Below are 12,654 nucleotides of genomic sequence, written 5' to 3' on the forward strand. Positions count from 1 at the left end.
AAGTAAGTTCTTTTTATGAAACAAAATATTATTTCCAGCAGGATTTTCTCATCGTTATCTTGTAAACAAACAATAAGTATTCATATTTAGAAAGGGGATTACAAGCATGTTATCCATTAATCCAAATGAACAAACTGAAAAAGATAATTACAAATTACTTACTGGAAGTATCATCCCTCGCCCTGTCGCATTCGTTACTTCTTTAACAAAAGACGGTGTATTAAACGGCGCACCATATAGTTATTTTAATATTGTCGCTGCTAATCCACCACTTATCTCAGTATCTGTACAACGAAAAGCCGGAGAAAGAAAGGACACTTCCCGAAACGCAATTGAAAAAGGTGAATTTGTCGTACATATTTCTGACGAATCATATGTAGCAGCAATTAATGAAACAGCAGCTAATCTCCCGCCAAATGAAAGTGAAATTGAACTAGCAAAACTAACACCAATTGAAAGTGAAGTCATCTCCGTTCCAGGTGTAAAAGAAGCAAATATTCGAATGGAATGCGTATTAGAACGTGCAATTCCACTTGGTGGAACAGAAGACTCACCAGCTTGTGATCTACTAATTGGACGCGTCGTTCGTTTCCACGTTGCCGAACATCTATATGAAAAAGGGCGCATTCACGCAGAAGGACTCAAACCAATAAGCCGCCTAGCAGGACACAACTATGCAAAATTAGGAGAACAATTTGAATTAGTTAGGCCAATCTAAAAGTGGAAGCGGCTCGCTCAGAATCGCAGGGCATTGGAGCTCTCGACCTTGAAGCGCTTTTTGCTTCATGCGAGAGAGCGAAATGACCGGAGATTCTAGCCGCTGAAGCTGGATAATATTTAAAAGCGAAAGCGGCTCGCTCAGAATGGGAGGGGGATAGAGCTTCTGACGTAGAGGCGCTTTTTGCCTCGCAGGAAGACGCGAAGCCACCGACCATTCTAGCCGCTGGAACTGGATAATATCTAAAAGCGGAAGCGGCTCGCTCAGAATCGATTCCTGCCATCACTCAAACATAAAAATCCCCTGCTTTTTAGCAGGGGATTTTTATCATTGTAATTCTTCCTTCTTTTCCTCTAAAGTAGGCAGTTTTTCTTTTTTCGGTTTCCCTAGCTTCATTACGAAGAAGTATAGGGAAAGCAGTGTAATAAGAAAAACAATTAAAAACGGGTACGGAGAGTAAAAGGCACGCGCCGCCTCAGTCTTTCCCGCAACAAATTTCAATGACTCAATATCTAAAAACTCAGCAAACATTTGTACACCGAGCATACTAAACCAAAAAACAAAAAAACTAATAATAACACCAAAAACTTGCTTCAATCTCGTCATTCATCTCATCCTTTCTATATCTGTAATTTTTAGTGCAATAAATATAGTACAAACAAAATATTCACAGAAAGGAACCATCTCACCATTCACGAATTAACTTAATCCAACCTAACATCGAAATTTGCAAAATAATACCCCAAATTATAAGTATTCTTAGCCATCGAGGAAAGAAGGTTAAAAACTTAACATACCATTCCAATAGCTTGTTCGTAATTCCCTCCTACATAAAATTATATAGGAAAAAGGATATATAATCCAAATCCAACCAAAATGATGCCACCTACTATCTCGCCATATGTACCGAGCATATCTTTCGCATGTCTACCAATTAATAGGCCAATCCATGCTAATAACATGCTAACAAATCCAAAAAGTAATATTGTAATGATTGTTTGTGCCCCATAAATACCAAGACTAAGCCCTACTGAGAAACTATCTATACTAACGCCAAATGCAAATACGAATAAGCTAATTCCAATAGGGGCAGTTCTAGTCTCTTCATTTTGTAAAATGGTCGAATATACGATATAAAAACCTAATCCGATTAATAAAATAGCACCCGCAAAATGTGCAATATCTCCATATTTCTCTGATAAAAAACGACCTAGTACCATTCCTATAAACGGCATAATAATATGAAATATCCCTATCGTCATACCAATATACAGGATTTGTCTTAACTTTAGGGGCATCATCCCCATACCAAGACTCACCGAGAATGCATCCATCCCTAAGGCGAATGCCATAATTATTAAAGGTATTAGCTGTTCAAACGTCATTCATGCCCCTCCTTGGACGTGCTACTTCACAATATGCTTATCCAAGGAGAAATATTCTGTTTGCTAATCGTACCTTATCATTCAATAATAATATGATGTCCTGCCGCTTTTGTTAAACGATTCATAATAGCATTTCCTATTCCTTCATTAGGGAACGACTCACTAAAAATAACATCCACTTCACTTGCATCAAATGTTCTAAGTACATCATATAATTTAGTCGCAACGCTAGCTAAGTCACTTCGAACACCACAAGATAATATAACATCTGCGCTATATACATGCTGATACTCTTCTGTCGTTAATACGCCTACTTTAAATCCTTCTTCCTTTTTCTCATCTACAAGATGCTGAATAAACTCACGTGAGCCCTCAACAATACTAAGTGGTGCTTTCGGCGCATAATGTGTGTATTTCATTCCAGGTGATTTCGGTTTTTCCTTCTCATCCTTTAAAGCTGGATCTAAAGAAACGGTACCTATCACTGCTTCTAATTGTTCTTTCGTAATCCCACCTGGACGTAATATTGTTGGAACCGTGCTTGTACAATCAATTACAGTTGATTCAACGCCTACTCCAGTTGCACCACCATCAACAATACCTGCGATCTTCCCGTTCAAATCTTCATATACGTGAGAAGCTAGTGTTGGACTTGGACGCCCTGAACGATTCGCACTTGGTGCCGCAACAGGTACATTCGCCTCTTCAATAAGAGCAAGTGCAACTGGATGATCAGGCATTCTTACCCCAACCGTATTAAGTCCTGCTGTCACCCTCTCTGAAATCCCTTCTTTTCTCGGCAAAATAATTGTTAATGGTCCTGGCCAAAAATGCGCCATTAACTTCTCTGCAACTGGTGGAATTTCTTTCACAATCCCATCTAACTGAGATTTTGTACCTATGTGGACAATGAGTGGATTATCACTCGGTCTTCCTTTCGCTTCGAAAATTTTTGCGATTGCTTCATCATCCATCGCGTTTGCACCTAACCCATATACTGTTTCCGTAGGGAAAGCAACCGCCTCATTTTCTCTTAATAATTTTGCTGCTTCTTGTAACTGTGGATAATATTTTTTTCTTTCCACAACATTATCCACAACCCACATATTTGTATGCATTTTTTTCCACGTCCTTTTCTACCCTTAAATACTTGTCTATTTTTAGTTTACTATGAGATTTATCCAAAAGACAAACAAGGTTTATCCACAAAATGTGGATAAACCTAATTAATCCGTGGATAACTTTGTGAATAGCTGACAATTTAGTATTATTGCATTCTGCTCTTTTATATTTTTACAAAAATGTTCTAACTGTTGAATTCCCTCTGGAACCTCATCCTTTTCTATAGTAAAAAAGTCAAAGAACTGAAAGATTGGTACAGATTGTGGATGGTTTGTTAGTAAGTACAATTGTTGAACACTTTTTTCTTTCATATACTGCAAAAACATTTCAAAAAAATATAAGAAAGTCTGTTTATCCACATGAGGTGTGAATAAACAAGAACGAATAAGTACATCTTCCCCACTTTGTTCATAACCAATTACAGCTCGTATTTCTTCCGCCTCTTCCAAAATCATAAATTGTGCGTACAACTCATTTATTTTATCATCTTTTTTATTAGCTTGTCCGAAAAAAGAATGTAATCTTTCCACATCTGCTTTCGTAGCAAAATACACTTTCTTCATAATAAATCCCTCCTCATTTTTATATATGAGGAGGGATTTATTAATAGTACTATTTAGAGAATAAAGATGTAAAAGCTTCTACAATAAACAATTTAACTTCTGGCTTTTCTTCTTCCTCTTCTACTTTTACATACTCATTTTGCTTTTCTTGTTTTTTCTCCACAGGTTTCTCCACTTTTTCCACAGTTTTTGTTTCTTCTTTACTTACAGGCTGCTCTTCGACTTTTGTTTCATTTTTTACTACTTTCTTTTCAGAAGATGTTACTTTTTTTACTACCTCCTGTTTTACAACTTTCGTTTCTTTTACCTTATCCACTTTCTTCTCTTCTGTATTTACTACTTCCTCATCTAGTTGTTTCACCTGCTCCTCTTCAGGAGATTCCGCCTTCACAACGTGCTCTTCTTTTCTTACAGCTGTCCCACTCGAAAAATCTAAGAAACACATTGGTGGAAATAATACACACCACCAGTTCGCCCCTTCACCTTCTCCAATTGTAATCAATACCGCTTCATATTCTCCTGCTGGATAAATAAAATTCCCATATACCTTTGTAGGAAACTTTACATTCTTACTAAATTTCACTTGAAATGATTCTTTACTTCCTTCTCTTTTTAACGTATTTTCCACCGTTTTCTCGATTTCTGGAATATGACTTTGAATTACTTTGCGCGCCTCTTCAAATGAAGTTAAATCCGCTACCCATCCATCAATTTGTGCTTTTACTTCATCACGCACTTTACGCTTTAATGCCTGGTCTTTATCTGAATCACTATTTGCTAAAATTCGTAATCGAACGGCCTCTTTCGGAATAACTGAAGGCCCTTTTGCATCAGCTTTCATATATCCAAACTGCACAAGTAACTGTGCACCAATTAATAATATAAGAAGATAAGCAATAACTTGTTTTTTCATTTCCTCCACCGTCCCCTCTACAAACAGTGTGGACAGACTTTCATATTTCTAAACTATTAAATTCAAAATCTATATGAATTTTCCCACAAAAAAATGGAGTAAGGTGTGAACCTTACTCCATCTCTGCAAATACCATACGGTCTTTTCCGTTAATATCAAAAACAACCTCAACATGGGCATGTGGAAAAGCTTGTTGTAACAATCTTTTTACATCCTCACCTTGTCCTACTCCAATTTCAAACGCTACAATTGCTTTCTCCTGCAACACATTCGGCAATTCTTCCATAAAACGGCGATAAAAATCTAATCCGTCTTCTCCACCAACAAGCGCTCTCTTCGGCTCATGCTCTTTCACAACAGGAGAAAGACCACGCCAATCCTCTTCCGGTATATATGGAGGATTTGAAACAACAACATCTAGCTTTTGACCCGTTTTATCAAATGGTGACAATAAATCACCGTGATAGAACGTTACTTCTGCACCTAAAGCTTTTGCATTTTCTTTTGCAACTTCAATCGACTCTTGTGCAATATCTACTGTATACACGTGGAGATTTTTATTTTCTAAAGCAAGCGTAATAGAAATCGCTCCACTACCTGTGCCTATATCTGCTACATGTAGTTCCTTGTCGCCAAAATGGCGCTCAATTCTTTCTAATACTCCTACTATAAGCTCTTCTGTTTCCGGTCTTGGTATTAATACTTCTTCATTCACAAAGAACGACCGGCCATAAAACATTTCATAACCAATCATATATTGAATAGGAATACCTTCTACATGCTTGTGGATAAACTCTGTAAAGCTTGCCTCTTGTTCCTCATTTATTTCTTCACGCATATTCATAAGTAATCCTGTTCTGTTCATCTTTAATACATGACAAAGGACAATTTCTCCCGCATTTTCATCTCGTCCATTTTCCTGTAAAAAAGAAGAAGCCCATTTCAGGGCTTCATAGACACGCATTACTCAGCTGCCTCCATCCTTTGAGCCTGATCTTCCATCACTAAGGCATTGATGAAATCATCTAACTTACCTTGTAAGATTTGATCTAGCTTTTGAATCGTTAAACCGATTCGATGGTCTGTAACACGGTTTTGCGGGAAGTTATACGTACGAATACGCTCTGAACGATCACCCGTACCAACAGCTTGTTTACGGTTTTGATCATATTCAGCTTGTGCTTCTTGTCTAAACTTATCATAAACACGTGCGCGTAATACTTTCATCGCTTTTTCTTTATTCTTAATTTGTGATTTCTCATCCTGACAAGATACAACTACACCAGTCGGTAAATGCGTTAAACGTACCGCTGACATCGTTGTATTAACACTTTGTCCACCAGGACCACTAGAAGCGAATGTATCAACACGAACATCTTTCTCGTGAATGTCGATTTCTACTTCCTCTGCCTCTGGTAATACAGCTACAGTTGCTGTAGATGTATGAATACGTCCACCAGATTCCGTTTCAGGAACACGTTGTACACGGTGAGCACCATTCTCGAATTTCAGCTTCGCGAAAGCACCTTTACCGTTAATCATAAAGATAATCTCTTTATATCCACCTAACTCTGTATAGCTAGCCTCGATAATTTCTGTTTTCCAACCTTGAACCTCAGCATAACGGCTATACATGCGGTATAAGTCACCAGCAAATAAAGCGGCCTCGTCGCCACCAGCAGCCCCACGAACCTCAACGATAACGTTCTTATCATCATTAGGGTCCTTTGGAACTAGTAAAATTTTCAGACGTTCTGATAACGTTTTTTCTTGTGATTCTAACTCAGAAACCTCTTCTTTTACCATGTCACGCATTTCTGCGTCTAACTTCTCTTCTAACATTGCTTTCGCATCTTTTAATTGCTCACGAACATCCTTATACTCACGATACACCTCTACCGTTTCCTGTATATCAGACTGTTCCTTTGAATATTCACGAAGTTTATTTGTATCGCTAATAACCTCTGGGTCACTTAACAATTCATTTAACTTCTCATAACGATTTTCTACAGCTTGCAAACGATCTAACACATCATTCACCTCTACATCCTAGTATCTAATACAAATAGTATATGGTACTTACTCAAAAAAACGCAAATTATATTTAAAAGCGTAAGCGGCTCACACCAACCACACTCTCTATTCTGAAAAAAACCCGCCTTGCGCAGCGAGTTTTACTTATCTTTGTTTGTAGGAACTGCATGACAATGACGACAGCGTGGCTCATACGATTCTGAAGCCCCAACTAAAATAATCGGATCATCAAATGCCGCTGGTTCTCCATCAATTAATCGTTGTGTACGACTTGCCGGAGATCCACATGCAGAACATACTGCTTGTAGCTTTGTTACATGTTCAGCAATCGCCATCAGCTGAGGAACTTGTCCAAATGGTAGACCACGGAAATCTTGGTCTAAACCAGCTACAATGACACGATAGCCACGATTTGCCAATACTTGCACCACTTCCACAATGTCCCCATCAAAGAATTGTACCTCATCGATTGCAATTACATCCATATCTTCAGTGATATGTTCAAATATATCTTTTGAAGCTGAAACAGGAACTGCTTTTACCTTTAATCCGTTATGTGATACAACGTCTTCTTCACTATAGCGATTATCAATACATGGTTTAAATACAATTGCATGTTGTTTCGCAAATTGCGTACGGCGCACACGGCGGATTAACTCTTCTGATTTACCAGAAAACATACTACCGCAAATCACTTCAATCCAGCCATTTTGATTTATTAAGTACATGAAGCTCTCCTTTCATCTACTTTTTAGTTAAAAGTAGGGTAAAGGTATAATATTTTCACAAAAAAAACAGACAAGCGAATACATACACTTGCCTGTTTTATGTTTTTATTACTTGATACCGTATTTCTTATTGAAGCGATCAACGCGTCCGTCTGCAGTAGCAAACTTCTGACGTCCAGTGTAGAATGGGTGAGAATCAGAACTGATCTCAACTTTTAGTAATGGATAAGTGTTACCATCTTCCCACTCAACAGTTTCGCTAGAGCCTTTAGTAGACCCGCTTAAGAATTTGAAGCCTGTGTTTGTGTCCATGAATACAACTTTCTTGTAATCTGGGTGAATTCCTGCTTTCATTCTTTTCATCTCCTTCCGCCCTGAATCATTTTCGAAACAGAGTTTTTCATCTTCAGCTGCATACACAACTATATTGATGAAACACATATGATGAAATTATAACAAGGCTAACTTCATTTTGCAACTACCTGTTTTTGTCTTTTGAAATTTAAAGTGTAGACGGCTCGTTTAGCTCTGACTGGCTAAGGTTCTCTCGCACAAAAGGTGCTTTTTACCTTTAGTGCGGGAGGTTCTTAGACACGAAGAGCTAGCCGTCGGAACTAGATACAATTTAAAAGCAGAAGCGGCTCGTTCAGAATGGGAGGGGGATGGAGCTTCTGACGTAGAGGTGCTTTTTACCTCGTAGGAAGACGCGAAGCCACCTACCATTCTAGCCGCTGGAGCTAGATATCACCTTAAAGTGGAGGCGGTTCGTTCTGCTCTGACCAGCTAAGGTTCTCCCACTTATTTCTCTCTTTAATATCACCTAAAAGGCATAAAAAACTCGCTTACTATAAAATAAGCGAGTCCCAATCTTTTCCCTTTACTTAGTTGTTACATATCTTTTCGAGTCTGCAACAATGTTTTGTAAAAATTCTTCGTTTGTCTTCGTTTGACGAAGCTTACGTAAGAAACTTTCAACAAAGTCTGGTGTATCACGCATTGTTTTACGAATGCCCCATAACTTGTCTAAATGCTCTTTTGGAATTAATAGATCTTCTTTACGTGTACCAGAACGACGAATATCAATCGCTGGGAAGATACGACGTTCAGCTAACGAACGATCTAAGTGAAGTTCCATATTTCCAGTTCCTTTAAATTCCTCGTAAATAACATCGTCCATACGAGATCCTGTATCAACAAGGGCTGTTGCTAAAATCGTTAAGCTACCGCCTTCTTCAATATTACGTGCAGCTCCAAAGAAACGCTTCGGTCTATGGAAAGCCGCTGGGTCGATACCACCCGATAATGTTCTACCACTTGGCGGAATAACGAGGTTGTAAGCTCGCGCTAAACGGGTAATACTATCCATTAAAATGATAACATCTTTTTTGTGCTCTACAAGACGCATTGCACGTTCTAACACAAGTTCAGCTACTTTAATATGATTTTCTGGTACTTCATCAAAAGTAGAACTTACAACGTCGCCCTTAACAGAACGTTCAATGTCTGTTACTTCCTCTGGACGCTCATCAATTAAAAGCACAATTAATTCTGCTTCTGGATGATTTGTTGTAACACTGTGTGCAATTTCTTTTAATAGACTTGTTTTACCAGCCTTTGGAGGCGCAACAATTAAACCACGTTGTCCAAATCCAACTGGTGCGATTAAATCCATGATACGTGTCGGTAACTTTTTCGGTTCCGTTTCCAATTTCATTTGGCGATCTGGGTATAATGGTGTTAATGCAGGGAAATGCACACGCTCTTTTGCTGAATCTGGATCATCTCCGTTTACAGCTTCAACTTGTAATAACCCAAAATAGCGTTCATTTTCTTTCGGAGGTCGTACTTTACCAGAAACTTTGTCTCCATTACGTAAATCGAAACGACGAATTTGCGAAGCTGAGATATAAATATCTTCTGAGCTTGGAGAATAGTTGATAGGACGTAGGAATCCAAATCCTTCTGATTGAATAATTTCTAATACGCCTTCCATGAAAAAGAAACCTTCTTTTTCTGCTCGAGCTTTCAAAATAGAAAAGATTAACTCTTTTTTCGTTAACTTGCTATAATACGAAATCTTAAATTCTTTCGCAAGCTCGTATAACTCTTTTAATTTCATGTTTTCTAATGCTGCAATTGACAAATTCATTCAGACACCACACTTTAACGTTATTCTCTTTTTTCATGGGTAAAGGGAAAAAATACGGAAGGCAAATAATTAATAATGAAAGGCAATAAGTTCAAGTAGGGTAATATTCACTATTGTAACCCTTTTATCTAGTTTTAATCAATACGTTGGAACACAAATACAAGAAGCGAAGACAAGAAAATTTGTCTTCGCTTCTTATTTAATTTAGTTCCGGCTCCGATAGTTAAAAAGATCGACCATTTTAACCTTTCTGAACGAGCCGCTTACGCTTTTTACTTAATCCAGTTCCAGTGGCTAGAATCTCCGGTCATTTCACTCTCTCACTCGAAGCAAAGAGCGCTTCAAGGTCGAGAGTTCCAATGTCCTGCGATTCTGAGCGAGCCGCTTCCACCTTTTACTTAATAACCAAGTTCGGTTTTTTATTTAAGCTATGACGACCATCTACGAAGCGAACTGTGCCTGATTTTGCACGCATAACAAGAGATTGTGTTGTTCCTACGCTACCTTTAAATTGAACACCACGTAATAGTTCACCATCTGTTACACCTGTTGCTGCAAAGATTGCATCGTCACCTTTTACTAAGTCCTCCATACGAAGGATACGATTAATGTCTTCTATGCCCATTTTTTTACAACGTGCTAATTCAGCTTCGTTTTGTGGCAATAGTTTTCCGTGAATTTCTCCACCTAAACATTTTAAAGCAACTGCTGCTAATACACCTTCAGGTGCTCCACCAGATCCAAATAGAATATCTACACCTGTACGGTCAAACGCTGTATTAATTGCTCCAGCTACATCTCCATCGTTAATTAATTTAATACGAGCACCAGCCTTACGAATTTCTTCGATAATTGCTTGGTGACGTGGACGGTTTAAAACTGTTGCTACAACATCTTCAATGTCTTTATTTTTCGCTTTCGCAACTGCACGTAAGTTATCAATAATAGGCGCATCAATGTCGACTGCCCCAACTGCTTCTGGGCCAACCGCGATTTTATCCATGTACATGTCAGGAGCATGTAACAAATTACCGTGGTCTGCAATTGCAATAACAGCAAGAGCATTCCAGCCACCAGCTGCTACGATGTTTGTCCCTTCTAAAGGATCAACCGCAACGTCTACACGTGGTCCATATCCTGTACCTAATTTCTCTCCGATATATAGCATTGGTGCTTCATCCATCTCACCTTCACCAATTACGACTGTACCTTTCATCGGAATTGTATCAAATACATCACGCATAGCTGATGTTGCTGCACCGTCTGCCTCATCCTTTTTCCCGCGCCCCATCCAACGCGCTGATGATAATGCTGCAGCCTCTGTTACACGTACTAACTCCATAGATAAACTTCTTTCCACAATAATCCCTCTCCTTTAAGTCTTTGTATTTCTGCCGTATTTTGTGAACCGTGTTTTTCTATAAAGTGTACTTCCGCAAGTAGTGATGCTTCGCTTCCCCCTTACGGAAGTATCACTTATGCGTTCTTCATCTCTTCAATTTCTTGTTTTGTCATTTGTTCTCGCCAAATGTTTGCTCCAAGCCCTTTAAGCTTGTCCACTATATTCTCATAACCTCGATCAATATGCTCAAGTCCTGTTACTTCTGTAATTCCATCTGCCATTAACCCTGCAATAACAAGTGCTGCTCCCGCTCGTAAATCACTCGCCTTCACTTTTGCACCTTGCAGTAACACAGGACCAGTTACAATTGCCGAACGACCTTCTACTTTAATTTGAGCATTCATACGACGTAATTCATCAATGTGTTTGAAACGGGCACCGTAAATTGTATCTGTTACAACTCCCGTCCCGTGCGCCTTTGTTAAAAGCGTCGTAAACGGCTGTTGTAAATCTGTTGGAAAACCTGGATATACAAGCGTTTTGATATCAACTACTTTTAACTTTCTATTACCGTTCACTGTAATTTGATCATCATTCGTTTCAACTTGAACACCAGCTTCTCTTAGCTTAGCAGTAACTGATTCTAAATGCTGAGGAATAACGTTATCAACCGTTACTTCTCCTCCTGATGCAGCTCCTAGAATCATATACGTACCAGCTTCAATACGATCTGGGATGATAGTATGGTGACAACCATGTAAAGAGTCCACACCATCTATTCGGATTACATCTGTACCAGCACCTTTAATACGTGCTCCCATGCTTGTTAACAATGTAGCTACATCAATAATCTCGGGCTCTTTCGCTGCATTTTCAATAACAGTTCTACCTTTTGCTCGTACAGCTGCTAGCATAATATTAATCGTAGCCCCCACACTAACAACATCTAAATAAATACGTGCTCCATGTAGTTCATCTGCTCTTAAATAGATGGCACCTTGTTCATTTGTAACATGTGCACCTAGCGCTTCAAACCCTTTAATATGCTGATCAATCGGCCTCGGTCCTAAGTGACATCCACCCGGAAGCCCAATAACAGCTTTTTTAAAACGGCCAAGCATCGCACCCATTAAATAATAAGAAGCGCGCAATTTTTTCACTTTTCCATTTGGCAAAGGCATTGCAACCATGTTAGAAGGATCGACTACCATCTCTTCCTCCTGTCCATAAGTTACTTTCCCTCCAATTTCCTCTAGTAAGTCACCTAACATTTTCACGTCCGAAATATTAGGGACACCACCAATAGTTACTGGAGTATCTGCTAAAATTGTCGCTGGAATTAATGCAACGGCACTGTTCTTTGCACCGCTTACTCGAATTGTTCCATTTAAAGCTCTTCCGCCTTCAATTAGCAATTTTTCCATATTGAGCTCCCTTCTTGTGAATGTATTTACTTTCTATCTTTTCATAGAAAGCTCCCCTTAAGAATCTCAATTACTCTTTCCATCCCAAAACTCAATAAATAGGAAACCATTATCTCCATTTCTCCTGTAGCACGAATAGATAAAGATCAACTATTCATCGAATTCACTTTATCAATTTAGATACGTTATCACATTTATTAATAGGACTATGCACATTATTTTCTATTTAAAAACCAAAAATGATAAAATCTTTCGACTTGTTCACGCTTTCATTAT

At 38.6% G+C, this 12,654-nt stretch carries 13 protein-coding genes; 1 reads left to right on the top strand and 12 read right to left on the bottom strand.

Features of this window, described 5'->3' with window-relative positions:
• Window positions 1-106 precede the first annotated feature (106 nt).
• Window positions 107-718, top strand: a complete 612-nt coding sequence (locus ACO6VI_RS07230; protein WP_000949045.1) for a flavin reductase family protein — start codon at window positions 107-109, stop codon at window positions 716-718.
• A gap of 327 nt (window positions 719-1,045) precedes the next feature.
• Here the strand turns inward: ACO6VI_RS07230 and ACO6VI_RS07235 are convergent, their stop codons facing one another.
• The 12 genes from ACO6VI_RS07235 to murA form a co-directional block, all read right to left on the bottom strand.
• The gene (locus ACO6VI_RS07235) at window positions 1,046-1,324 is read right to left on the bottom strand and encodes a DUF3935 domain-containing protein (protein ID WP_071731517.1); all 279 of its coding nucleotides are present in this window, start codon (window positions 1,322-1,324) and stop codon (window positions 1,046-1,048) included.
• 230 nt (window positions 1,325-1,554) lie between these two features.
• Window positions 1,555-2,103: a manganese efflux pump MntP family protein gene (locus ACO6VI_RS07240; RefSeq protein WP_000142475.1), complete on the bottom strand. Its 549-nt coding sequence runs from the start codon at window positions 2,101-2,103 to the stop codon at window positions 1,555-1,557.
• A gap of 77 nt (window positions 2,104-2,180) precedes the next feature.
• Window positions 2,181-3,221, bottom strand: coding sequence for an L-threonylcarbamoyladenylate synthase (locus tag ACO6VI_RS07245; protein ID WP_050844751.1), 1,041 nt, complete (start codon window positions 3,219-3,221; stop codon window positions 2,181-2,183).
• A gap of 108 nt (window positions 3,222-3,329) precedes the next feature.
• A complete protein-coding gene (locus ACO6VI_RS07250; protein WP_000758437.1) occupies window positions 3,330-3,788 on the bottom strand; it encodes a mechanosensitive ion channel protein in 459 nt (152 codons plus the stop codon).
• A 49-nt stretch (window positions 3,789-3,837) separates the two neighbouring features.
• A complete protein-coding gene (gene spoIIR / locus ACO6VI_RS07255; protein WP_000745068.1) occupies window positions 3,838-4,701 on the bottom strand; it encodes a stage II sporulation protein R in 864 nt (287 codons plus the stop codon).
• A gap of 112 nt (window positions 4,702-4,813) precedes the next feature.
• Window positions 4,814-5,665: a peptide chain release factor N(5)-glutamine methyltransferase gene (gene prmC, locus ACO6VI_RS07260; RefSeq protein WP_001267022.1), complete on the bottom strand. Its 852-nt coding sequence runs from the start codon at window positions 5,663-5,665 to the stop codon at window positions 4,814-4,816.
• A complete protein-coding gene (gene prfA, locus ACO6VI_RS07265) occupies window positions 5,665-6,732 on the bottom strand; it encodes a peptide chain release factor 1 (protein ID WP_000887066.1) in 1,068 nt (355 codons plus the stop codon). Before prfA ends, prmC begins: the two co-directional genes overlap by 1 nt.
• A 143-nt stretch (window positions 6,733-6,875) precedes the next feature.
• Window positions 6,876-7,463 (bottom strand): thymidine kinase, encoded by a 588-nt coding sequence (locus ACO6VI_RS07270; protein ID WP_000280851.1) that lies wholly within the window; start codon window positions 7,461-7,463, stop codon window positions 6,876-6,878.
• Between the two features lie 108 nt (window positions 7,464-7,571).
• Window positions 7,572-7,817 carry a type B 50S ribosomal protein L31 gene (locus tag ACO6VI_RS07275; RefSeq protein WP_000643435.1) on the bottom strand — a complete coding sequence of 82 codons (246 nt, stop codon included), beginning with the start codon at window positions 7,815-7,817 and terminating at the stop codon, window positions 7,572-7,574.
• 523 nt (window positions 7,818-8,340) lie between these two features.
• Window positions 8,341-9,612, bottom strand: coding sequence for a transcription termination factor Rho (gene rho / locus ACO6VI_RS07280; RefSeq protein ID WP_001053903.1), 1,272 nt, complete (start codon window positions 9,610-9,612; stop codon window positions 8,341-8,343).
• Between the two features lie 394 nt (window positions 9,613-10,006).
• Window positions 10,007-10,972 carry a class II fructose-bisphosphatase gene (gene glpX / locus ACO6VI_RS07285; protein ID WP_000442336.1) on the bottom strand — a complete coding sequence of 322 codons (966 nt, stop codon included), beginning with the start codon at window positions 10,970-10,972 and terminating at the stop codon, window positions 10,007-10,009.
• 116 nt (window positions 10,973-11,088) lie between these two features.
• A complete protein-coding gene (gene murA / locus ACO6VI_RS07290) occupies window positions 11,089-12,378 on the bottom strand; it encodes a UDP-N-acetylglucosamine 1-carboxyvinyltransferase (RefSeq protein WP_000413248.1) in 1,290 nt (429 codons plus the stop codon).
• Window positions 12,379-12,654 lie beyond the last annotated feature (276 nt).

Source organism: Bacillus sp. PSXD-155 (genome assembly GCF_049310765.1).
In the GTDB taxonomy this organism is placed as follows: domain Bacteria; phylum Bacillota; class Bacilli; order Bacillales; family Bacillaceae_G; genus Bacillus_A; species Bacillus_A cereus.